This window comes from Acidovorax sp. SDU_ACID1 (assembly GCF_045291395.1).
Lineage (GTDB): Bacteria > Pseudomonadota > Gammaproteobacteria > Burkholderiales > Burkholderiaceae_C > MR-S7.
Genome location: NZ_CP152342.1, coordinates 1,741,316 through 1,764,213, shown reverse-complemented (window position 1 = coordinate 1,764,213; position 22,898 = coordinate 1,741,316). Strand labels below are relative to the sequence as shown.

19 protein-coding genes and 2 pseudogenes are annotated in these 22,898 nt (G+C 68.7%); 8 read left to right on the top strand and 13 right to left on the bottom strand.

The features are described 5' to 3' along the window. Position 1: 1 nt before the first annotated feature. The gene (gene mdeB / locus AAG689_RS08665) at positions 2–2,659 is read right to left on the bottom strand and encodes an alpha-ketoglutarate dehydrogenase (RefSeq protein ID WP_406625594.1); all 2,658 of its coding nucleotides are present in this window, start codon (positions 2,657–2,659) and stop codon (positions 2–4) included. Positions 2,660–2,760: 101 nt separating this feature from the next. Between mdeB and AAG689_RS08660 the strand changes: the two genes are divergently transcribed. Together AAG689_RS08660 and AAG689_RS08655 are read left to right on the top strand one after the other, a co-directional pair. Then, positions 2,761–3,234 carry an Lrp/AsnC family transcriptional regulator gene (locus AAG689_RS08660; protein ID WP_406625593.1) on the top strand — a complete coding sequence of 158 codons (474 nt, stop codon included), beginning with the start codon at positions 2,761–2,763 and terminating at the stop codon, positions 3,232–3,234. Positions 3,235–3,330: 96 nt separating this feature from the next. Continuing rightward, a complete protein-coding gene (locus tag AAG689_RS08655; protein ID WP_406625592.1) occupies positions 3,331–4,578 on the top strand; it encodes an MFS transporter in 1,248 nt (415 codons plus the stop codon). Positions 4,579–4,584: 6 nt separating this feature from the next. Here the strand turns inward: AAG689_RS08655 and AAG689_RS08650 are convergent, their stop codons facing one another. The 6 genes from AAG689_RS08650 to AAG689_RS08625 form a co-directional block, all read right to left on the bottom strand. Beyond that, positions 4,585–5,490: a DUF3014 domain-containing protein gene (locus tag AAG689_RS08650; RefSeq protein ID WP_406625591.1), complete on the bottom strand. Its 906-nt coding sequence runs from the start codon at positions 5,488–5,490 to the stop codon at positions 4,585–4,587. Positions 5,491–5,661: 171 nt separating this feature from the next. Then, positions 5,662–6,336, bottom strand: a complete 675-nt coding sequence (locus tag AAG689_RS08645; RefSeq protein ID WP_406625590.1) for an alpha/beta hydrolase — start codon at positions 6,334–6,336, stop codon at positions 5,662–5,664. 18 nt (positions 6,337–6,354) lie between these two features. After that, positions 6,355–6,807 carry an alternative ribosome rescue aminoacyl-tRNA hydrolase ArfB gene (arfB, locus tag AAG689_RS08640; protein ID WP_406625589.1) on the bottom strand — a complete coding sequence of 151 codons (453 nt, stop codon included), beginning with the start codon at positions 6,805–6,807 and terminating at the stop codon, positions 6,355–6,357. 15 nt (positions 6,808–6,822) lie between these two features. Then, complete coding sequence (locus AAG689_RS08635; protein ID WP_406625588.1) at positions 6,823–7,689, bottom strand: alpha/beta fold hydrolase; 867 nt, start codon at positions 7,687–7,689, stop codon at positions 6,823–6,825. Then, positions 7,683–8,129 (bottom strand): type II 3-dehydroquinate dehydratase, encoded by a 447-nt coding sequence (gene aroQ, locus AAG689_RS08630; protein ID WP_406625587.1) that lies wholly within the window; start codon positions 8,127–8,129, stop codon positions 7,683–7,685. Before aroQ ends, AAG689_RS08635 begins: the two co-directional genes overlap by 7 nt. Positions 8,130–8,253: 124 nt before the next feature. Further along, entirely contained in the window at positions 8,254–8,607 is a 354-nt protein-coding gene (locus AAG689_RS08625) for a hypothetical protein (protein WP_406625586.1), read from the bottom strand. Positions 8,608–8,802: 195 nt separating this feature from the next. Here AAG689_RS08625 and AAG689_RS08620 point away from each other — a divergent pair, with 195 nt between their 5' ends. The 5 genes and pseudogenes from AAG689_RS08620 (at position 8,803) to AAG689_RS08600 (ending at position 14,823) form a co-directional block, all read left to right on the top strand. Then, on the top strand, positions 8,803–10,611 hold the full coding sequence (locus AAG689_RS08620) for a glutamine--tRNA ligase/YqeY domain fusion protein (RefSeq protein WP_406625585.1): 1,809 nt from the start codon (positions 8,803–8,805) through the stop codon (positions 10,609–10,611). Continuing rightward, on the top strand, positions 10,608–11,858 hold the full coding sequence (locus AAG689_RS08615) for an MFS transporter (RefSeq protein ID WP_406625584.1): 1,251 nt from the start codon (positions 10,608–10,610) through the stop codon (positions 11,856–11,858). Before AAG689_RS08620 ends, AAG689_RS08615 begins: the two co-directional genes overlap by 4 nt. Positions 11,859–11,937: 79 nt before the next feature. Then, a pseudogene (locus AAG689_RS08610) lies at positions 11,938–13,067 on the top strand (ABC transporter substrate-binding protein). A gap of 88 nt (positions 13,068–13,155) precedes the next feature. Next, complete coding sequence (locus AAG689_RS08605; protein ID WP_020229400.1) at positions 13,156–13,626, top strand: nucleoside deaminase; 471 nt, start codon at positions 13,156–13,158, stop codon at positions 13,624–13,626. Continuing rightward, positions 13,616–14,823 (top strand): annotated as a pseudogene (locus tag AAG689_RS08600) (MFS transporter). The gene AAG689_RS08605 and the pseudogene AAG689_RS08600 overlap by 11 nt, the downstream one beginning before the upstream one ends. A gap of 165 nt (positions 14,824–14,988) precedes the next feature. On the opposite strand, the gene AAG689_RS08595 reads toward AAG689_RS08600, so the two are convergent. From AAG689_RS08595 to AAG689_RS08575, 5 genes are all read right to left on the bottom strand, one after another. Beyond that, positions 14,989–15,861 (bottom strand): DMT family transporter, encoded by an 873-nt coding sequence (locus AAG689_RS08595; protein WP_406625583.1) that lies wholly within the window; start codon positions 15,859–15,861, stop codon positions 14,989–14,991. A gap of 195 nt (positions 15,862–16,056) precedes the next feature. Beyond that, the gene (locus AAG689_RS08590; protein WP_406625582.1) at positions 16,057–16,557 is read right to left on the bottom strand and encodes a flavodoxin family protein; all 501 of its coding nucleotides are present in this window, start codon (positions 16,555–16,557) and stop codon (positions 16,057–16,059) included. Positions 16,558–16,577: 20 nt separating this feature from the next. Then, positions 16,578–18,416, bottom strand: coding sequence for an acyl-CoA dehydrogenase (locus AAG689_RS08585; protein ID WP_406625581.1), 1,839 nt, complete (start codon positions 18,414–18,416; stop codon positions 16,578–16,580). 268 nt (positions 18,417–18,684) lie between these two features. Next, on the bottom strand, positions 18,685–19,134 hold the full coding sequence (locus AAG689_RS08580) for a carboxymuconolactone decarboxylase family protein (protein ID WP_088886655.1): 450 nt from the start codon (positions 19,132–19,134) through the stop codon (positions 18,685–18,687). Positions 19,135–19,290: 156 nt separating this feature from the next. Next, a complete protein-coding gene (locus AAG689_RS08575) occupies positions 19,291–20,220 on the bottom strand; it encodes a sigma-70 family RNA polymerase sigma factor (protein ID WP_228403699.1) in 930 nt (309 codons plus the stop codon). Positions 20,221–20,628: 408 nt separating this feature from the next. On the opposite strand from AAG689_RS08575, the gene AAG689_RS08570 reads away from it, so the two are divergent. Next, positions 20,629–21,540: a GNAT family N-acetyltransferase gene (locus AAG689_RS08570; RefSeq protein WP_406625580.1), complete on the top strand. Its 912-nt coding sequence runs from the start codon at positions 20,629–20,631 to the stop codon at positions 21,538–21,540. 181 nt (positions 21,541–21,721) lie between these two features. Here AAG689_RS08570 and AAG689_RS08565 read toward each other — a convergent pair whose 3' ends face one another. Further along, positions 21,722–22,897, bottom strand: a complete 1,176-nt coding sequence (locus AAG689_RS08565; RefSeq protein WP_406625579.1) for an acetyl-CoA C-acyltransferase — start codon at positions 22,895–22,897, stop codon at positions 21,722–21,724. Position 22,898 lies beyond the last annotated feature (1 nt).

Here is a 22,898-nt window from a genome sequence, read left to right as displayed (position 1 = left end):
GTCACGATGCCCGCGCTAGCAGCGCTGCCCGCGCCCGCTGCGCGATGGCCTGTGCATCCACGTGGAAGAAGGCGCGCAGCGCGGCCCGCGTGTCGCTGCGCCCGAATCCGTCCGTGCCCAGCGTGTGCAAGCGCCGGCCCTCGGGCAGGTAGGCGCGCACGGTCTCGGGCACGGCCCGCACGTAGTCGGTGGCGGCGATGACGGGGCCGTGCGTGCCGGCCAGCACCTGCGCGAGCCACGGCGTGCCGCCGCCCTTGCCTTCCATGGCTTCGCAGGCCCTGCCGTCGCGCGCGAGTTCGCTCCAGCTCGTCACGCTGACCACGGTGGCGGCAATGCCCTCCTCGGCCAGCAGCGCGGCGGCCTTCACGACCTCGGTGAGGATGGCACCCGAACCCAGCAAGGCCACCTGCTTTTCAGGTGAAATCGGGCTCTCGCGCTTATCCAGCAAGCGCGAGCAGCTATCCAAGAGATAGCACCCGCGCAGCACGCCCTCGGCCGCGCCCTCGGGCAGGTCGGGCTGGGCGTAGTTCTCGTTCATGAGCGTGACGTAATAGAACACGTCCTGCTGCTCCACGAGCATCTCGCGCATGCCCGCGTCGAGGATCACGGCCAGCTCGCCCGCGTAGGCCGGGTCGTAGGCCTTGCAGTTGGGAATGGTGGCGGCCACGAGGTGGCTCGACCCGTCCTGGTGCTGCAGCCCCTCGCCGCCCAGCGTGGTGCGCCCCGACGTGGCGCCCAGCAGGAAGCCCCGCGCGCGCTGGTCGGCGGCGGCCCAGATGGCGTCGCCCACGCGCTGGAAGCCGAACATGGAGTAGTAGATGTAGAACGGCAGCATGGCCAGGCCGTGCACGCTATAGCTGGTGGCGGCGGCCGTCCAGCTGGCGATGGCGCCGGCCTCGCTGATGCCCTCTTCCAGGATCTGGCCGTCCAGCGCCTCGCGGTACGAGAGCACGGAGCCGATGTCCTCGGGCGCGTACTGCTGGCCCACACTGCTGTAGATGCCGACCTGCTTGAACAGGTTGGCCATGCCGAAGGTGCGCGCCTCGTCGGCCACGATGGGCACGATGCGGGGCCCCAGCTGCCCGTCCTTGAGCAGCGTGCCGAGCATGCGCACGAAGGCCATGGTGGTGCTCATCTCCTTGCCGTCGGCCGCGAGCGCGAATTGCGCGTATTGCTGCAGCGCCGGCACGGGCACGGCGTCGCACGCGGTGTCGCGGCGCGGCAGGCTGCCGCCCAGCGCCTCGCGGCGCGCGCGCAGGTACTGCATCTCGGGGCTGTCCTCGGCCGGCTTGTAGAAGGCCAGGGCCTTGGTCTGCGCGTCGCTCACAGGCAGGTTGAAGCGGTTGCGGAATTCGATCAGATCGGAGTCGCCCAGCTTCTTCTGGCTGTGCGTGGTCATCTTGCCCTGGCCCGCCGTGCCCATGCCGTAGCCCTTCTTGGTGTGGGCCAGGATCACCGTGGGCCGGCCCCGGTGGGCGGCGGCCGCGGCGTAGGCGGCGTGGATCTTCACCAGGTCGTGGCCGCCGCGCTTGAGGCGGTCGATCTGCTCGTCGGTCATGCCCTGGGCCAGGCGCTCCAGTTCGGGGCTCTGGTGGAAGAAGTGGTCGCGGTTGTAGCGGCCGTCCTTCGCGGCGAAGGTCTGCATCTGCCCGTCCACGGTGCCGCCCAGCGTGCGCACCAGCGTGCCGGTGAGGTCGCGCGCGAACAGGCCGTCCCAGTCGCTGCCCCAGAGCAGCTTGACCACGTTCCAGCCCGCGCCGGAAAACAGGCGCTCCAGCTCGTCCACGATGCGGCCGTTGCCGCGCACGGGGCCGTCCAGGCGCTGCAGGTTGCAGTTGACCACCCACACCAGGTTGTCCAGGCGCTCGCGCGCCGCCAGCGTCAGCGCGCTCATGCTCTCGGGCTCGTCCATCTCGCCGTCGCCGAACACGCCCCACACCTTGCGGCCCTGGCAGTCGAGCAGGTTGCGGTGCGTGAGGTAGCGCATGAAGCGCGCGTGGTAGATCGAGCTGATCGGGCCGATGCCCATCGAGCCGGTGGGAAACTGCCAGAACTCGGGCATGAGCCACGGGTGCGGGTAGCTCGACAGCCCCTGCGCGCCCGCCGCGGTGCCGGTGATCTCCTGGCGGTAGTGCTCCAGGTCGCGCTCGGTCAGCCGCCCTTCGAGGTAGGCGCGCGCATAGACGCCCGGCGCGCTGTGCGGCTGGAAGAACACCAGGTCGCCCCGGTGCTGCCCCGGCCCCGTGCCCTCGCGGGCGTGGAAGAAATGGTGGAAGCCCGTCTCGAACAGGTCGGCCGCGCTGGCATAGCTGGCGATGTGCCCGCCCAGCTCGCCATAGGCCTGGTTGGCGCGCACCACCATGGCCAGCGCATTCCACCGCATGATGGAGGCGAGCCGCTCCTCGATGGCCAGATCGCCCGGAAAGGCCGGCTGCTCCTGCGCGGCCACGGTGTTCACGTAGGGCGTGTTGAGCTGCGGCTGCCAGCCCACGCGGTGCGCATGGGCCATGCGCACCAGCTCGTCCAGCACAAAGCGCGCGCGCTCGGGGCCCTGGGTGGCGACCAGGGCCTGGAAGGCGTCGCGCCACTCGGCGGTTTCTAGCGGGTCGGTGTCGTTGGCGGTGGCGTGGAGCGCGGTGAGGGGCATGGGGGCGTTCATGCGCACACTGTACGGCGGCGTGGCCGAAATGAGATGCCGTTTGGCTTATTTCCCGCACATGCTGCAGAATTTCATGCCGCAAAACCCAATAATCACAGCACATGAAACTCGACACCATCGACCTGCGCATCCTGGCCGAACTCCAGGCCGACGGTTCGCTCTCGAATGTGGAACTGGCCCGGCGCGTACACCTGTCGCCCTCGCCCTGCCTGGCACGCGCCAAGGCGCTGGAGGCAGCGGGCGTCATCCAGCGCTACGTGGCGCTGGCCAATGCCGCCGCGCTGGGGCTGGGGCTCAACGTGTTCATCAGCATCAGCCTCAAGACCCAGAGCAAGGAAGCGCTGGCGGCCTTCGAGCAAAGCATCGCCGAGCACGACCAGGTGATGGAGTGCTACCTGATGACCGGCGACAGCGACTACCTGATCCGCGTGGCAGTGGCCGACATCTCGGCGCTGGAGCGCTTCATCCTGGACCAGCTCACGCCCATCCCGGGCATCGAGAAGATCCGCACCAGCTTCACGCTCAAGCAGGTGCGCTACAAGACGGCGCTGCCACTGCCCGCAGCGCGGGGTTGATGGCGGGGCGGCATGCGCGCCGCTGCAAGCGCTCTTAGAATCGCGCCTTCTCCGGGTTTTCCCTCCCTCTTTTCCCCATCCCCTCACGAGACTGCCGTGCCGTGGCATTTGCTGACGCTGGTCCCCGGGCCGCTGCTCGGGCTGTTTCTGGTCAGCCTGGGCAACGGGGCCATCTCCTCCCTCACTTCCCTGCGCCTGGACGATGCCGGCGTCAGCGACATCGTCATCGGATGCGTGGCCTCCTCCTACTTCGCCGGCCTGGCGCTGGGGGCGATGTTCAGCGACCGGCTCATCGCCCGCATCGGGCACATCCGGGCCTATAGCAGCTTCGCCAGCCTGACCGCGGTCACGTTCCTGCTCCAGGGCATGTTCTTCGATCCCTGGGCCTGGCTCGTGCTGCGGCTCGTCAATGGCTGGGCCATCGTCGGCATCTACCTCATCGTCGAGAGCTGGCTGCTGCTGGCAGGCGATGCCAGGATGCGCGGGCGGCTGCTCGCCATCTACATGATCGCGCTGTACGGATCGGGCATGGCGGGCCAGATGAGCCTGGGTGCGCTCGACGCCTGGGGCCCGACGGCCCCGTTCATGATGGCCGGCATGCTGGCCTCGCTGTCGGTGCTGCCGATGGTGATCCTGCCGCGCATGGATCCGCAGATGGGCCGCATCGAGCCGCTCATGCCCCAGCATCTGCTGCGCACCACGCCCACCGGCTTCATCGGCAGCTTCGGCTCGGGCATCGCCATCGCCGCCATCTATGCGCTGCTGCCCATCTATCTGCAGCGCGTGGGCATGAGCGTGGCGGAAGTGGGGCACCTGATGGCCTGCGTCATCCTCGGCGCCATGCTGCTGCAGTACCCCGTGGGCCGCTGGTCCGACCGGCAGGACAGGCAGAGCGTGCTGATCGTGCTCAGCGCCGCTTGCGCCGCCCTGTCGCTGCTCATCCTGGTGCTGCCGGACTCGCGCATTCTGCTGGCGCTGCTGCTGTTCCTGCTGGGCGGCAGCGTGTTCGCGATCTACCCCGTCGCCGTCAGCCACTCCACCGACCGCGCCTCTTCGAGAGAGCTGGTGCGCCTCATCCAGGGCCTGCTGCTCGTCAACTCGGCCGGCTCCGCCGCCAGCCCGCTGCTGATTGCACAGGTCATGGACGCCGCGGGTGCGCGGGGCTTCTTCCTCTCGTTCCTGGCACTCAGCGTGGCCTTGACCGGCTTCTTCCTCTGGCGGCGCCGGGTGCATCCGGCCGCGAGCCCCGCCGCCCCCTTCCAGGCGGCGGCGCAGATGTCGCCCATCGGGGTGGAGATCCGCGTGACGCAGGAGCTTGTGCAGGCAACGACGGAGCGGGAGTGAACTCCGCTACCGTTCGCCGGCGGCGTTCGCCACGCCGCCGGTCGCCACCCTGCGGCGCAGCTCGGCCAGCACGGCCTTCAGGCGGCGCGCATTGTCGGGCCCCATGCGCACCAGCATCTTCTGGCCGGCCGACAGCGCTTCGAGCTTGGGGTCGGCGAACTCGTAGCGCACCCAGGGGCGCGTGGACGGCACCTCGCCGTGCACCTGCGTCAGCTGCACGTGCAGCGGGCCGTTCGGCTCGGGCGCGGCGCGCAGATGGTCCAGCACGGCCACCAGCCGGTCGTTGAAGTAACCCTTGGGATAGCCCAGCTCCTGGTAGGCCGCCTGGAACAGCGGGTAGAGCTGGGTGTAGAGCTTGACGGCGCCATCCATCGGCACGGACTCGGCGAACGTGACGAAGGCGTGGTAGCGGGCCGCGTTGGCCGCAGCGATGGTCTGGACCTGCGCGTCGGCCGGGCCTTCCACGGTGAAACGCTCGGGCGCCGGCTGCACCGGCCACATGCGCGACGGCGCCTGCGGGCGCGGCAGGTTGTCCACGGTGGCGACGGCGCGGCGCACGAAACCGTCGATCTGCAGGAAGGATGCGACTTTCTGCGCGCCCAGCAGTTCGTTCAACGCTGCGGCCACGCGCGCATCCGACTCTGCCAGCGGGGGCAGCGGCTCGGCCACGGGCTGCGCCTCTACCGGATTCTGCGGGCCCGAGGCCTCGGTCCCAGGGGCGGAGGCCGCAGGCACGGGCGCCTCGGCGGGCGGGGCCGCCACCACCGCAGCAGGAGCAGGCGCATGCGCCGGCCGCCACCAGAACCACCACGCCGCGCCAGCCGCCAGTCCCGCCGCGACGACGCCGGCCACGATCCAGGCGGAAGAAGATTCAGGGCGGGGGCGGAGTTCGCTGGGGTCGCGTTCGGGCATCAGGGGTCCTTTCAGAGACAGGCAAGCAGGCCGGCGCGTGGACGTTGCCACACCACCGTGCGACGCCGGGAACGCGCCAACGTTCCCCAGCTACCGAATTAATAGCGCCTTGCGCCTGATGCGCCTGCGCCAAAGCCCGACAAGACTGCAGGACGGAGGTGCTGCAAAGCGTTACAGCGCCTCGCCCGGCGCCGCAACCAAGCCCTGCAGCCACTCCATCGCGCCCTGGAGCTCGGCGGGGCGGATCTCGTGCATGCCCGGGTATTCGCGGTACGCCATCTCCAACGGAAGCGTGGCCGCATGGTCGCGGATCGCGTGGGCGCTGGCCAGCGGGATCACGTTGTCCTGCAGCCCATGGCTCACCCACAGGCGCTTGCCGCGCAGTGCTTGCGCCGGTGCAGCATGCGGCAGCGCCTGAGGCAGCAGGCGGCTGTGCAACACCAGCGCGGCGTGCAGCAGTTCGGGCCGCGTGAGCAGCAGCGAAAGGGCCATGATGCCGCCCTGGCTGAAGCCGCCCACCACGACGCGCCCGGCAGGCACGCCGAGCTGGCGCGCGGCGGCCTCCACGGTCTGCGCCACCAGGGCGCGGCTGGCGGCTTCCTGCGGCTCATCGATGCTGCGCGAGCCGTCGGCGTTCACGCTGAAGGCAAACCAGGCGTTGGCGTCCGGACCCATGCGGTAAGGCGCCCGCAGGCTGAGCACATGGAACGGAGCGGGCACATAGGGCGCCAGGCCGAACAGGTCCTGCGCGTTGCTGCCCACGCCATGCATCAGCACCAGAAGCCAAGGGTGGGACACGCCGGCAGCGGCGGGACGGTGAAGGAAGGAAAGTGCAAGGTCCAGCATAGGCATTCGGTCGGTTGGTCAATCCCGCACCTTGCCGCGCAGCGCCTTGACGTCCGAGCGCTGGCTTTTCGACGCCAGGCGCCGCTGCTGCGAACCATAGGTGGGCCGGGTCGCACGGCGCACGCGCGGGGGGCGGGCCACGCTGTCCACCACCGCCTGCAGGCGCTGCAGCGCATCCAGGCGGTTGGCCTCCTGCGTGCGGTACTGCTGGGCCTTGACGACGAACACGCCCTCCTGCGTGAGCCGGCCGTCGCGCAGCGCCAGCAGGCGTGCCTTCACATCGTCGGGCAGCGAGGAAGCGCGCACGTCATACCGCAGGTGGACGGCGCTGGACACCTTGTTGACGTTCTGCCCGCCGGCGCCCTGGGCGCGCATGGCCGTCCATTCGACCTCGCGCTCGTCCACCTGCGGCCCGGCAACGGTGCGCCGGGGCAGCGCGGGGGTGCCGTGGCTGGCAGCAGGGATCTTCATGGCGGGGGTAAGTAGTCAGCCCTGCAGCCGCCGCGCGCCCTGCGCCAGCGCGTCCAGCAAGGCCTGGCGGAAGGCTTCGGGCTGCTCGAACTGCACCCAGTGGCCCGCGTCCGCAATCAGCGTGAAACCCTGCAGGTCCGGGGTCACGGCGGCATAGGCGCTTTCCAGCGCCGTGATCCATTCCTTGTAGAGCGCATCGCCTTGGCCGTAGATGGCATGCACGGGACACGCCACACGCGACAGCGACCGCGCCAGGATGTCGGTGTGGGCCAGCCTGCGGCGCGGCATGCGGTCGCGCACCACGTTGGCCACGTGCAGGTCCAGCGCCAGCCCGTCGATGAGCGCCGGGTCCTGCAGCATCAGCGCGCCCAGGTTGTAGCGGTGCGCCTCCACCTGCTGCGTGGGCGGCAGGTGGCGCCAGGCCTTGAGTTCGAACTGGCGCTGGGGCACCACGCCCATGGCGGGCGCGCCCACGAGCACGAGCTGGCGCGCCAGCTCGGGGTGCTCGGCCAGCAGCAGGCCGGCCGTCATGCCGCCGAAGGAAAAGCCCACCAGGTCGCAGGGACGCGGTCCGAACAGCATGCGCAGGCCCTCGGCCAGCGGCGCCACCAGCGCATCCGCATCGCTGCCCGCGGGCGGAGCGGCGGAGTCGCCGAAGCCCGGCAGGTCGGGAATCCACACCTCGCGCCCGGCGGCCACCAGATCGCCGATGTTGCGCACCCAGTGCGTCCAGCTCCCGCTGCCGCCGTGCAGCAGCACCAGCGGCGGCTCGCCCGCCCGGGCGTCTCCCCAGACGTGCCAGACGGTGTCGCCCTCGCCGCAGGGCGTGGTCTCGCGCCGTGCCTGGCCCTCCAGGGCCGCGATCGGATCAGCGGTCACCATTGCGCCACACCCTCAATGGCAAGCTGGTAGCCCCGCACGCCGAAGCCGCACATCACGGCCCGCGCGACGCCGGACAGGTAGGAGTGGTGGCGGAAGCTCTCGCGCGCATGCACATTGCTGATGTGCAGCTCCACCAGCGGCACGCCCGTGCCCTTGACGGCATCGAGCAGCGCCACGCTGGTGTGGGTGTACGCGGCGGCATTGAGCACCACGCCGGCGAGCCCGCCCTCGGCGTGCAGGCGGCCGGCCTCGTGGATCCAGTCCACCAGCGCGCCCTCGTGGTTGCTCTGGCGGAACACGAGCGACAGGCCGAGGCGCTCGCAGGTGGCGGCGCACAGCCGCTCCACGTCGGCCAGGGTCTGCGAGCCGTACACCTGCGGCTCGCGCGTGCCCAGCAGGTTGAGATTGGGGCCGTTGAGAACGTAGACGGTTGGGGTCATGGGAATGCTGATATGGGCGGTGGGGCGTGCGCCCCGGGGCACGGCCGATTATGCGGGCGGCCGCCCGGCCAAAAAAAGCGGCCCCGAAGGGCCGCCGTGTGTGCAGAGGGGATGGAACGCGGGTTCAGCGCCAGTGGCGCGGGCCCCGGTGGTCATGGCCGCGCCAGTGGCGATGGCCGGGCCCGCGGTAGTACACGGGCGGCGGTGCATACACCACGGGCGGTGCGTAGTACACGGGACGGGGCGTGCGGTACACGGGAGGCGCGTACACCACGGGCGGCGGCGGTGCGTAGTACACCGGCGGTGGGGCATAGTAGACGGGGGCGGCATTGCCCACCCCCACGGCCAGCCCGGGGGCTCCGACGCCGACGGACCAATACACATCGCTGCGCGCCTGCGCTATGCCCGGCCCCGCCAACAGGGCCAGGACCACGCCTGCCGAAGCGGCGGCAGCGAACCAAGAGCGACGTTGGGTCATGAGAATCTCCTTGAAACTGATGGGAAGAGGCCCACCCGCAGGCGGGCGCCTCTCCCGCCGTGCCGTGCAGGCAGGGCGGTTCCCTTGTCTAACGCACGACATGGCCGGTAGGATGGCATGAACGGGCATCCATCTTGTTTCCGGAAGTAGCCGCCGCTCGCTGAAGCGCCTCACCCGCACGCCTAAAATTGGGGCATGAGCACCCCCGCCCACAACGATTCCGCGCCCGACGCGGCCAAGCCCAGCAATTTCCTGCGCCAGATCATCGAAGCCGACCTTGCCCAGGGCACGCATGCCCACAACCGCTGGGCCGGCACCCCGGGAGACGCCGCGCACCAGGCCGGCGGCGCGCCCGATCCCGCCCGCATCCGCACCCGCTTTCCGCCCGAACCCAACGGCTACCTGCATGTGGGCCACGCCAAGAGCATCTGCCTGAACTTCGGCCTGGCGCGCGACTACGGCGGCATGTGCCACCTGCGCTTCGACGACACCAACCCGGAGAAGGAAGACCAGGAGTACGTGGACAGCATCATCGATGCCGTCCACTGGCTGGGCTTCGACTGGAAGGAGGCCTCCGGCCGGGAGAACCTCTACTACGCCAGCAACTATTTCGACTTCATGTACCGCGCAGCCGAGTACCTCGTCGAGACCGGCCATGCCTACGTGGACGAGCAGACGCCCGAGGAAATGCGCGCCAACCGCGGCGATTTCGGCAAGCCCGGCGTGGACAGCCCCTACCGCAGCCGCACCCCGGCGGAGAACCTGGCGCGCCTGCGCGAGATGCGCGGCGGCAAGCTGCCCGACGGTGCCGCCGTGCTGCGCGCCCGGATCGACATGGCCTCGCCCAACATCAACCTGCGCGACCCGGCCATCTACCGCATCAAGCACGCCGAGCACCACAACACGGGCGGCCGCTGGTGCATCTATCCCATGTACACCTTCGCACACCCCATCGAGGACGCGCTGGAGTGCATCACCCACAGCATCTGCACGCTGGAGTTCGAGGACCAGCGCCCGTTCTACGACTGGCTGCTGGAGCGGCTGGCCGAAGGCGGCCTGATCGCCCGCCCCCAGCCGCGCCAGTACGAGTTCGCGCGGCTCAACCTCACCTACGTGATCACCAGCAAGCGCAAGCTCAAGCACCTGGTGGACAACGGCATCGTCAGCGGCTGGGACGACCCGCGCATGCCCACCATCGTGGGCCTGCGCCGTCGCGGCTACACGCCTGAGGCCATTCAGCTCTTCTGCGAGCGCATCGGCGTGACCAAGGACTATTCCTGGATCGACTACGGCACGCTGGAAGGCTGCCTGCGCGAAGACCTCGAATCCAAGGCCCACCGCGCCATGGTGGTGCTCGACCCGCTCAAGCTGGAGCTGACCAACTGGGCCGAGGTGTTCGGCAGCGACACCCACCTGGAGCACTGCCATCTCCCCGCCCTGCCCCACGCCGCAGAGGGCCAGACCGTGCCCGATCGGCGCTTCACCCTGGGCCGCGAGGTCTGGATCGAGCGCGAGGACTTCGAGGAAACGCCGCCCAAGGGCTACAAGCGCCTTTTTCCCGGCAACAAGGTGCGCCTCAAGGGCGGCTACGTCATCGAGTGCACCGGCTGCGAAAAAGACGCGGACGGCCGCGCGACGAAGGTGCTGGCCACCGTGGTGCCCGACACCAAGAGCGGCACGCCCGGCGCCGACAGCGTGAAAGTGAAGGCGGCGATCACCTGGGTGGGCGTGGCCGACGGCCTGCAGGCCGAAGTGCGACTGTACGACCGCCTGTTCACCGACCCGCAGCCCGACGCTGGCGGCAAGGACTATCTGGCGCTGCTCAACCCGGCCAGCCTCAAAGTGGCCACGGCCTACGTCGAGCCCTCCCTGGCCTCTGCGCAGCCCGACGAGAAGTTCCAGTTCGAGCGCTTCGGTTATTTCGTGGCCGACCGCAAGGACCATGCTCCGGGCAAGCCAGTGTTCAACCGTGTGACGGGGCTGAAGGACTCCTGGGGCAAATGACGGCGGCCGGCAAGAGCCCGGCCCAAGGCAGCGCGGCGGCGCCACGCTGGTACTTCGGCTGGAACATCGTCGCCGCCGCCACGCTGCTGACGCTGCTCACCGTGGGCATGCGCCTGGGGCTGGGCCCGCTGTTCCTGCCCATGGCGCACGACCTGGGCTTCTCGCGCAGCCTGCTGTCGGGCATCGTGGCCGTGGGCATGCTGTGCTATGGCGCGGCGATGCCGCTGGCGGGCTGGCTGGTGGCGCGCCACGGCACGCGCTTCGTGCTGCTCGCGGGCACGGCCATCCTGGTGCTGGCCACGCTGTGGGCGGCGAACACGCGCACGGCCTGGGGCCTGCTGGCCAGCTTCGGCGTGCTGATGTCCATCGGCGCCGGGTTCACCAGCCCGGTGGCGCTCACGCCCATCATCAGCCGCTGGTTCCACCGGCGCCGCGGCATGGCGCTGTTCTTCCTCTCCACGGGCTCCATGGCGGGCATCGCAGTCATGACGCCGCTGCTCGGCATGGCGCTGCAGCATGCGAGCTGGCAGGCTACGCTGCTGGGCTTCGCGGCGCTGTTCACCGCCATGGCCGTGCCGCTGGCGCTCTTCGTCATGCGTGACGAGGCACCGCCCGAAGGCGACGCTCCGCTGCCCGGCACCGCCGCCGCCAACCCGCAGGCGCCGGCCGCGCGACACGTGACGATGCTGGAGGCCATGCGCACGGGCATCTTCGCCAAGATCACCCTGGGCCTGTTCGCCTGCGGCTTCAGCATGAACCTGCTGGGGACGCACGGCATGCCCATGCTGATGGACCACGGCTTCGACGCCACCACCAGCGCGCTGGGCATCGGCCTGATCGGGCTGGTGGCGATCCCCAGCACCGTCTTCCTCGGCCGTCTGGCGGACCGCCTGCCGCGCCGCCGACTGCTGGCCGCCATCTACTGCGTGCGCGGCCTGGGCTTCTTCGGGCTGCTGCTGGCAGGCAGCACGCTGGAGCTGTACGGCACGGCGGTGATCGGCGGCATTGCCTGGGCGGGCAGTATTGCGCTGTCGTCCGCCATCCTGGCCGATGCGTTCGGCGTGCGCCTGGTGGGCATGCTCTACGGCTGGGCCTACCTGGGCCACCAGTTGGGGGCCATGGTGAGTTCCTGGCTCGGCGGCTGGGGCTACGAGCACTTCGGCACCCACTGGCTGGCATTCGGGCTCTCGGGCGCGTTGCTGCTCACGGCCTCGGGCGTGGCGCTGGCGCTGCCGGGGCGTGACTAGGGCCTGTCAAGCGTCCTCCAGGGCCATGCAGGGTTTGGTTGCAGATCTGAATAGACTCTTACCTTATACGGAGACCCCAATGACGCCGATTCTTCTCTTGCGCAAGCGCGCCCTGCGCGCCACCGCCGCCCTGTTCACCGCGCTGGCCGCGAGCCAGGCGCCCGCCGAACTCCTGATCGGCCAGACCACCGCCGTCACCGGCCCCGTGGCGGCCAGCGTGGGCGAGACGCTGGTGGGCGTGCGGCTCTACCTGGACCACGTCAACGCCAAGGGCGGGGTGCACGGCGAGCAGATCAAGCTGATCACGCTGGACGACAAGTTCGAGCCCCCCTGGCCGGGGAGAACGCCCGCCGGCTGATCGAGCAGGACAACGTGCTGGCCCTCTTCATGAGCCGTGCCACGCCCCACACCGAGGCCATCCTGCCCCACCTGGCCAAGCACAACATCGCGCTGATCGCCCCTTCCACCGGCGCCATGGTGTTCCACCAGCCGGTCAATCCGCTGGTCTTCAACGTGCGCTCCAGCTACCAGGCGGAGACCGAGAAGGCCGTGGAGCACCTGCACACCTTGAGCGTGGGGCGCCTGGCCGTGGTGCATGTGGACGACAGCTTCGGCGAGGACTGCCTGGCCGGCGCCGAGAAGGGCTTCCAGAAGACGGGCCTCAAGCCCGTGGCCGTCATCAAGGCCGACCGCAGCAAGCCCGACTTCGCGGCCATCGTGCCCCAGTTGATCAAGGCCGACGCCCAGGCCGTGATCTGGATCGGCTCCAGCGTGGCCGTCAGCGGCGGCGTGAAGGCGCTGCGCCAGGCGGGTTCGGCCATGCAGGTCATCACCGTGTCCAACAACGCCTCCTCGGGCTTCACCAAGCAGCTCGGCGACGCGGTGCGCGGCGTGATCGTGACGCAGGTGTTCCCCAACGAGCGCTCCATGAGCTACTCCATCAACCGCGAGGCTGCCACGCTCGCCAAGGCCAAGGGCGCCACGCTGTCGCCATCGGTGATGGAGGGATTCGCCTCCGCCAAGGTGCTGGTGGAAGGCCTGCGCCGCGCCGGCCCCAAGCCCACGCGCGAGAAGATCGTGGCGGCGCTGTCGGGCATGGGCCACTACGACCTGGGCGGCCTGGAGCTGGGCTACGGCCCGGGCGACCGCACGGGCCTTTCGTTCGTCGAGCTGTCCATCATCGACGCCAGCGGGCAATTCCGGCGATAACCCGCCGGCAAGGTTATTGGCCTCTTCCTAAAATCGGCTCCACCGCTGGTGGCACAAGCGCTGCCAGCTCTCATTTCAGGAGTAGCCGATGCCCACCGATACCGCCTTGCTGCGCCAAGCCGTGCAGCTCGCCCATGACAACCGCGCCCAGGGCGGCCGCCCGTTCGGCGCCGTGCTGGCGCGCGGCGGCGAGGTGATCGCCACCGGCGTGAACGAGATCGTGCACAGCCACGACCCCAGCGCCCATGCCGAAATGCAGGCCCTGCGCGCCGCCACGCGCGCGCTGGCCCGCCCCAGCCTGGCGGGCTGCGCCATCTACGCCAGCGGCCACCCCTGCCCCATGTGCCTGGCCGCGCTGGTGATGGCAGGCGCCGAGCGGGTGTTCTACGCCTTCGACAACCACGACGCCGCGCCCTACGGGCTGTCCAGCGAAGGCGCGTACCAGCGCCTGCGTATGCCGCTGGACCCGCCCCCGCTGCCGATCGCACGGCTGGACACCGGCATCACCCCCGCGCAGCTCTACGGCGACGCCCCCTGGCCCGCAGCCCATGGCGCGTGAAGCGCCGCGCACGGCCGCGCTGCTGTGGCTGGCCACGGTGGTGCTGGTCACGCTGAACCTGCGCCCCTTCCTCACCGCCGTCGGCCCGCTGGGCCAGACCATCCAGGCCAGCACGGGCATGGATCTGTCGGCGCTCGCCTGGCTCACGCTGCTGCCCATGGCGCTGATGGGTGCAGGCGCCTGGGCCGCGCCGGCCGCGCTGCGCCGCCTGGGTGCGCGCGCCTGCGTGGCGGGCGCGCTGCTGCTCGTCGCCCTGGGCTGCCTGCTGCGCCTGGGCGGCGCCAGCGCGGCGGTGCTGCTGGCCAGCGCCGCACTGTGCGGCGCCGGCGTGGCGCTGGTGCAGGGCGTGCTGCCTGGACTGATCAAGCGCCGATCGCCCGGCGGCGTGGCGCAGATGATGGGCGTGTACTCCGCCGCGCTGATGGGCGGCGGGGCGCTGGGCGCGCAGCTCTCGCCGCTGGCCCTGCAGTGGGGCCTGGGCTGGCAGGCGGCGCTGGCGATGTGGGCCGCCCCCGTGCTGCCCGCGCTGGCGCTGGCCTGGCACACGCTGCGCGAACCCTCCCCTGCTGCGCCTGCGGCTGCCACGGCCCCGGTCCAGGACGGCACGGGCTGGCTGCTGCACCGCCCGCGCACCTGGCTGCTGATGGCCTGCTTCGGCCTGGTCAACGGCGGATACGCATCGGTGGTGGCCTGGCTGGCCCCCTACTACCAGACACTGGGCTGGAGCTCCGCACGCAGCGGCCTGCTGGTGGCCGTGCTGTCGGTGGCGCAGGCAGCCGCGGCGCTTACGCTGCCTGCGCTGGCCGCGCGCCGGCTCGACCGGCGCGCGTGGATCGGGTTCACCCTGGCCTGCCAGGCCATCGGCTTCGCGCTGCTGGCCTGGTGGCCGGGCGCCGCGCCACAGGCCACCGCCATCGTGCTGGGCGTGGGCCTGGGCGGCTGCTTCGCGCTCAACATGGTGGTGGCGCTGGACCACCTGCCCCATCCGGCGCAGGCCGGGGCGCTGAACGCGCTGATGCAAGGCGGCGGCTTCATCCTCGCGGCGATGGCGCCCTGGGCGGTCGCCCGGCTGCACCAGGCCACGGGGGCTTTCGCGCGGGCTGGCTGGCGCAGTTCGCTGCCGTGCTGGCGGTCGGCGTGCTCACCACGCGCCTGGCGCCCGCGCACTACACGCGGGTGATGCGCGCGCCTGCCTGACGGCTCATAAGGTGTGGATGAATCGGGCGTGGCCGAGCGGGCCGCACAAACGTGCTCCATCAAGGCGCAAAGCACAGCCATAGCTCGGCTATGGCGAGCATTTGCAACGCCGATGGAGTGCGTTTTTGCGGAACGAGCGGGCATGACGGGTTCGTTCACACCTTCTCAGCCCGCGCCTGCGGGCTGCCGGTGCACCAGCACCACTCCGGCCAGGATGCACACCATGCCCAGGACGGCCAGCAGCCCCAGGGCGTTGCCCAGCACGGCGTAGTCCAGCAGCGCGGTCACCGCAGGCACCAGGTAGAACAGGGTGGTCACGTTCACCAGGCTGCCGCCCTGGATCAGCCGGTACAGCAGCCACTGCGCCACCACCGAGATCACCAGCCCCAGGAACAGCACGGGCAGCCAGAACCCCAGGCTGCCGTCCCAGCGCAGCGGCTGCACCTGCGCGAATGCCAGGCACACCGCCAGCGTGACGGCGTACTGCAGCGGCAGCACCTGCAGCGGCGCCTGCCGTACCTGTTTTTGCACGATGGCTCCCACCGTCATGCAAGCCAGCGCTCCCAGTGCGAAGGCCAGGCCGGTGGCGTCGAAGCCCGTAGCCAGCAGGCTCTGGCGCACCACCAGGCCCAGGCCCGCCAGCGCGAGCAGCAGGCCGCCCAGGCGGGCCGCGCCAAAGCGCCGCTCTACCAGCAGCAGCGTGAGGATCGGCTGCACCCCGAGCAGCGTGGCGATCAGCCCCGGCGTGATGCCGTGGGCCATGGCCTGGAAATAGCACACCGAATAGCACGCCACCATGAGCAGGCCCGCCAGGGCCACGGTGCCGCGCGTCCCCGGTTGCGGCAGCCAGGGCCCGCGCCGCCAGGGCAGCGCGGCCAGCAACGCCAGGCAGGCGATGCCGTAGCGCGCCAGCAGCACCGCCGAGGGCGAGCCATGGTCCAGCACCCAGCGCGTGAAGATCGCCGCACTGCCCCAGAGCAGCACGAACAGCGACATCGCCCCCCAGGAGGCCAGGAATTTTCGATACGAGAAAGACATGGGAATCCCATCCGTCAAATACACACCCAGCACGCGGGCGCAGGCCCTGCATGCACAAGGAAATGGCGGGCCGGTCAGCCAGCCAGGATGCGGAGGATGGGAGGGGGAGGATTGCCCGAACGCACGCGCAGGCCAGCGGTAGGCTGGGCACGAAGCAAAAGCGTGGGCAAGGAGGACATGGACCGTGAGTGTAGATCAGAACACGCCCAGCGCCAGCCCCGCCGCCAGCGCCTCTCCCAGCGCGCGGCAGCGCTCCAGATCGTCCGCGCCGATCTGCTTGGGCGCCAGGATGGCCTCGGGCGTCTGCGCGTGGGTGCAGACGATGAGCGGGTCGGCCACGGGCTTGAGGCGCCAGCCGGTGGCGATGCGCGCGATCTGCCGCGCCGCGTTCTGCCCGTCGCTGCCCGCGCAGACCAGGCTGGCGTAGGGCCGGCCGTTGATGCGCTCGAGCGCTGGGTAGTAGCAGCGGTCGAAGAAGTCCTTGAGCTGCCCGCTGACGGCAGCCAGGTTCTCGGGCGTGGCGAACAGGTAGCCGTCGGCACCCAGCACATCGTCCGGCCCCGCCTGCGCCGCGTGCAGCAGCCGCGCCTGCACCGCCGGCTCGCCCTCCGCGCCGGCCCGCGCCGCCTCGGCCATCTGGGCCGTGCCGCCAGTCAACGAGTGGTAGACGATGAGCAGGGTCTTGCGGCCAGACATGCGCGCATTGTCGCCTGGGGTCAGAAGGCGTCTTCGGCCATGTCCGTGCAGGTGCCGTCGCGCCGGCGAACCACTTCCAGCCAGGCGCCGATGCGCGGCAGCTCATAGTGGAAGAAATAGCGGCAGGCGACCATCCGGCCAGCGCTGGCAGCTATGGAAAGAGAAGCATCGCGAGACAGCACGGCATGCGCCATGTCCAGCCACATCCAGGCCAGCACCAGGTGGCCGAAGGCCTGCATGTAGGGCACGGCATTGGCCAGCGCCTCACCCGCGTTGCCCGTGGCCCAGGCGGCCTTGGTGGCGCCGCCCACGTCCTGCAGGGCCTGGGCGAGCTGGTTGGCGTAGGCGGCAAGCTCGGGCCGCTGCAGCGCCTTTTCGATGGTGGCGTTGACGGTGCGCGCCAGCAGCTGCAGCCCCGCCCCGCCCTGCATGACCACCTTGCGGCCCAGCAGGTCGGCGGCCTGGATGCCGTGCGTGCCCTCGTGGATCATGTTCAGCCGGTTGTCGCGCCAGTACTGCTCCACGGGAAAGTCGCGCGTGTAGCCGTAGCCGCCGTGGATCTGGATGGCGAGGCTGTTGGCCTCCAGGCAGAACTCGCTGGGCCAGCTCTTGGCGATGGGGGTGAGTACCTCCAGCAGCAGCCGGGCATCGGCGGCAGCTTGCGCATCGCCCGTGCGGCCCTCGTCCACCAGGCGCGCGCAGTAGAGGTTGAGCGCCAGCGCGCCCTCGCAGTAGCTCTTTTGCGCCAGCAGCATGCGTTTGATGTCGGCGTGCTCGATCAGGCGCACCTGGGGAGCGCTGGCGTCCTTGCCGCCGCTGCCCACCGGGCGGCCCTGCAGGCGCGTCCTGGCGTAGTCCAGGCTCGCGTAGTAGCCCGCCAAGCCCAGCATGGTGGCAGCCATGCCGATGGAGATGCGCGCTTCGTTCATCATGTGGAACATGCACTTGAGCCCCTCGCCCGGCTGGCCGACCAAGTAGCCGATGGCGCCCGCGCCGCCGCGCACGGGGTACTTGCCCTCGCCGAAGTTCAGCAGCGTGTTGACGGTGCCGCGCCAGCCCAGCTTGTGGTTCAGCCCAGCCAGGGCCACGTCGTTGCGCTCGCCGGTCAGGCGGCCTTCGGCGTCCACCAGCTTCTTGGGCACGATGAACAGCGAGATGCCCTTCACGCCGGGGATGGTCTTGCCGTCCGGCCCCGGGATCTTGGCGAGCACGAGGTGGACGATGTTCTCGGTCAGCTCATGGTCGCCCGCGCTGATCCACATCTTGTTGCCGCGCAGGCGGTAGCGCGGGCCCAGCGGGTCGGCTGCGGAGCCCTCGCCGTCCGGCTCGGCACGCGTGGCGATGTCGGAGAGGGACGAGCCCGCCTGCGGCTCGCTCAGGCACATGGTGCCGGCCCAGCGGCCGTTGAACTCGTTGGCGGCGAACACCTGCTGCTGCAACGGCGTGCCGTGCGCCAGGATGGCGTTGGCATTGCCGGTGGTCAGCAGGTTGGCGCCGATGCCGATCGAAGCGCAGCCGAAGAAGCTGTTGGCCGCCGACTCCACCACATAGGGCAGCTGCATGCCGCCCAGCGCGTAGTCCTGCGCGGCGCCGAGCATGCCGCTGTCGGCATAGGCCACGCGCGCATCGTGGGTGCACTGGGGCAGGATGACCTTCTCGCCGTCGAACTGGGGCTCCTGCGTGTCCACCGTGCGGTTGAACGGCGCGTACTTCTCGCGCGCGATGCGCTCGCAGGTGTCGAGGACGGCATCGAAGGTCTCGCGCGAGTGGTCGGTGAACCGCTCGCGGGTGGCAAGGGACTCGGCCTGGAGCCAGTCGTAGAGCTGGAATTCGAGGGTGGCGCGCAGGGGTGTGGTCATGCACGAAATTATGGAGGGAGGGGTTGGGGCGAGGCTGTCCGCTGGGTGACGAGGAAGAAGGACAGGCACAGATCGCCTTGGCGTTTAACCCGGGGAGTGTTGCTCCGGTTTGAGAGCAATTGAGCAGCGGCGGCTCCGCAGCGGTTGCTGACGATCCCGGACGAGACGGCGACGGTTGCTTTGGGGCCAGGAGCGGTCGCTTGCTGGCACCCAAAACGCGCGCCTGGAGCGGGCCGCTCAGCCCCGTAATCGCGGCCTGTCCGCCGCCTTACAACTTGGCACGAGGCTTCATACGGAAGCTTATGCCCATGCGATTGATAGCATTCATGGCTGCAATCGTGAGAGTCAGATCCACCAGATCCTTTTCTCCGAACACGGCCAATGCGGCCGAATAGGCCTCATCTGAAGCGTGAGTCTCGCTCACCAGCGTTACTTCCTCGCTCCACGCCAACGCCGCGCGCTCCTGTTCAGAGAATAGGTATTGGGCCTCGTGCCAGACAGGGATGAGTACCATCTTTTCAACCGACATGCCTTCAGCAAGTAGGTCACGCGTATGAATGTCGATGCAGTGCGCGCAACCATTGATCTGCGACACACGCAGGAAGACTAGGTGAGTCAGCAAACTCGGTAGGCCAGTGCTCTTGGTAACGAAGTGGTGCAGCGTTCCAACAGCCTTGGCACCTTCAGGGGAGGCTTGAAACCATACAGCGCGATTCATAGATCAGATTCCTTCAATGTCAATGAGGGGCGGAGGCCGACCGCGACCTCCTGCTCACAAGACGTTTGACATGAGGGCTCTGTGACACCTGTTGAAGAAAATCGCGGCGAACAACCGCGCGCTGCGAGCGTTGTTTTGCTCCTCGGACGGGTTCGATCAGTGAGGATTTGGCGCTGTCAGCAAGTCGCTGTAGCGTTTGAGGCTGGCTAACTTCTCCGGATTGCGCTGTATCCGCACATGCGCGATGCGACCACCTTCGAACTCAAAGGCCTGGATGGACTCCAGTTCGTCTTGTAGATAGCGCAAGAGAGCCCATTCACCGTTCAAGAAGGCCAGTTCCAGTCGCATGTTTCTGCCATGCCGCAGGTAGTGCGCGTAATACAGTTGGGCAATACGCTGGGCGCCGCTCAAGGGATGGCGCAAGCTTGGCCCCTTATTGCCAAAGTCGCCTACCAGAGCTGCCTCTTCGGCCAGCAAGGCGCGAATCCCGCTGAAATCACCGTCCATGATGGCCTGTATCAAACGATGCAGAAGCGCGTACTGCTCCTTCGGCGGGGTTCGCGACCTCTGTCGCTCTGAGCCGCGCGCTGCCGTTAGCCGTTGCTTCGCACGGTGCACGATTTGACGGGATGCCGCCTCACTCTTGTCTATGGCTGCGGCAATATGCTCGTAGTCGACGTCGAAGACCTCCCGAAGCAAGAATGCCGCGCGTGCCTCTGGCGTCAGGCAATCGAGCAGCACCAGGAATGCGATGGAAACGTCATCAGCAACTTCGTGGATTTGCTCCGGGGAGGCCGGACCTTCGCTGATCAGTGGCTCGGGAAGCCAGAGGCCAGGATAGGCTTCTCGTCGAAGCTTGGCAGCACGCAAGCGGTCAATTGCCATGCGGGTGGTAACCGTGACAAGCCAAGCCTCTGGAACGAGCACCACTTCACGCTGATTTTCGGCTTCATCATGCCAACGCAGCCATACATCCTGCACCAAGTCTTCAGCCTCTTCGACGGAACCAAGCATTCGATAGCCGAGGGCCATCAGCTTGGGGCGCGAGCGCGAAAAGGCTTGTTCAGACGATGGAGACAAGGTCACCTCTACGATATTCCAGCTACCGCCAAGCCGTCACCTCAACGCGGCGACGGACGGAGCGGACGAAACTCAACTGAGCACGAATGAATTGGCTCAATCCTAACGGTAATGGAGTCTTACAAACGTTGCGCGACGGCATGTGCCTCTACTCGGCGGTACGCCGTTGTGAGCGGCTGCTTTTGGGCGCTGAACCACCGTTTCGTCCAGAGTCTGCTTTGGTCGCGCAGCAGTCGTTCAACAACCGCGGGTTTAGCGGCAGCAACCAGCCTAAAGCGGACCTCGAAAGCGCAGTACTGCACGAGCCCAAGGCAGCATGCACTTGCCCCGCCTCTTAGAATCAGCCTCTCCCGAAAGAACCGTCATGGCCCAGGCCATGAAAGGCTTTCATTCTTGAAACCCACCGGGGTGAAGATGAACAAGCCTTTCGTTTCCCTGTGCCCGGAGATCACCCGGGCCAACGCGCTCACGCTGATGGACTGGCTGGAGGACGAGGCCGTGACGCGCTACCTGAGCGACTCGCGCCATGTCTCCCGCTTCATCGAGCAGGTTATCGGGCGGGTTCAGTTCCCCGTCCTGACCCATCTGTTCAACCAGGGCGGCCGATTCTTCATGGCCTACGACCGGCATGACGTGCCCGTGGGCTTCGTGCGCCTGGTCAAGAACGGTCGGGACTGCGAGATGGTGCTGGTCATAGGCCAGCGCGACAACTGGGGCCGCAGGCTTGGCACCAGCGCGATCCGCGAGGGTATGAAACTCGCCTTCTTCGACATGCGGGCCGACAAGCTCATCGCCAAGATCCACCCCGACAATGCACGGTCGCTCCAGGCGTTCCTGCACAGCGGCTTTGTGCTGGAGAGCGAGACGCCGGCCATGAAGTCGCTTGCCCTGCCCGCGCATCGCTATTTGCAGCTCTTGCACGAAAGCCCGCCCGCGCACACTTCCCACATCTACATCACCGAGATCGACAAGGCACGGCTCAGGAGCCTGATCGAGGTGGCGATGGGCGCGGAGATTTTCGAGCTGGAGCACGAGGTGGAGCGTGCCATCGTCGTCGATCCCGTGCAGGTGGCGCAGGACGTAGTCACCATGAACTCCAAGGCCTTGCTGGAGGTGGATGACGAAGAGGTGGAAGTCGCTCTGGTCTACCCCGAAGACGCGGACGACGGTGCCGGCAAGCTCTCGGTGTGCTCGGGCATCGGCACGGCCATCCTGGGCTACAAGGAGGGCGATGCCTTCAACTGGCGCATTCCGGACCGGACGTGCCACATCCGGATCAGGAAAGTGCTGTACCAGCCGGAAGCGGCGGGCGACTTCCACCTGTAGACGCGCTGGAAACCTGCGGCAGCGCATGGCATTCAGGCGGGCCTGCCCTAATGAATGGCAAAAAACGGCTCCAGCGCATACCCAGCAAGCGCCAGCAGCTATCAAAAGCAAAGCAAATGCCCCGCGCAAGCCAAAGGCCTGCGCGGGGCGCTGGGGGTTCCGGTCAGGGCTTGTCCGGCGCTTACAGCACCTCGAACACGCCCGCCGCGCCCATGCCGCCGCCGATGCACATGGTCACGCACACGCGCTTGGCACCGCGGCGCTTGCCTTCGATGAGTGCGTGGCCCGTGAGGCGCTGGCCGCTCACGCCGTAGGGGTGGCCCAGGGCGATGGCGCCGCCGTTCACGTTCAGGCGGTCGGCGGGAATACCGAGCTTGTCGCGGCAGTAGAGCACCTGCACGGCGAAGGCTTCGTTCAACTCCCACAGGTCGATGTCCTGCACGGTGAGACCGAGCTTCTTGAGCACCTTGGGCACGGCGAACACGGGGCCGATGCCCATCTCGTCGGGCTCGCAGCCCGCCACAGCGAAGCCCAGGAAGCGGCCCAGGGGCTTGAGGCCCTTCTTGCTGGCGTATTCCTCGCTGGTCACCACGCAGGCGCCGGCGCCGTCGCTGAACTGGCTGGCGTTGCCCGCCGAGATGAGGCCGCCGGGCAGCGCGGAGCGCAGGCCGTGGATGGCGTCGAAGGTGGTGCCCTCGCGCGTGCCTTCGTCCTTGCTCACGGTGACTTGCTTGGTGATGAGGCCCAGGGTCTTGTCGGCAATGCCGGCGGTGACGGTGATGGGCGCGATCTCGGCGTCGAACAGGCCGGCGGCCTGGGCGGCGCAGGCTTTCTGCTGGCTGGCGGCGCCGTATTCGTCCATGGCGTCGCGGCCGATGTTGTAGCGCTTGGCGACCTGCTCGGCGGTCTGCAGCATGCTCCAGTAGATCTCGGGCTTCTGCTTGGCCAGGGCCAGGTCCTGGATCATGTGCAGGTTCATCTCCTGCTGCACGCAGGAGATGCTTTCCACGCCGCCGGCCACGAACACGTCGGCCTCGCCCGCGATGATGCGCTGGGCCGCCAGGGCGATGGTCTGCAGGCCCGACGAGCAGAAGCGGTTGACGGTCATGCCCGAGGTGGTGACGGGCAGGCCTGCCTTGAGCGCGATCTGGCGCGCGATGTTCATGCCGGTGGCGCCCTCGGGGTTGGCGCAGCCCATAATGACGTCGTCCACGTCGGCCCCGTCGATGCCCGCGCGCTGCACGGCGTGCTGCACCGCGTGGCCGCCGAGCGTGGCGCCGTGCGTCATGTTGAACGAGCCCTTCCAGCTCTTGGCGAGCGGCGTGCGGGCGGTGGAAACGATCACTGCGGAGGTCATT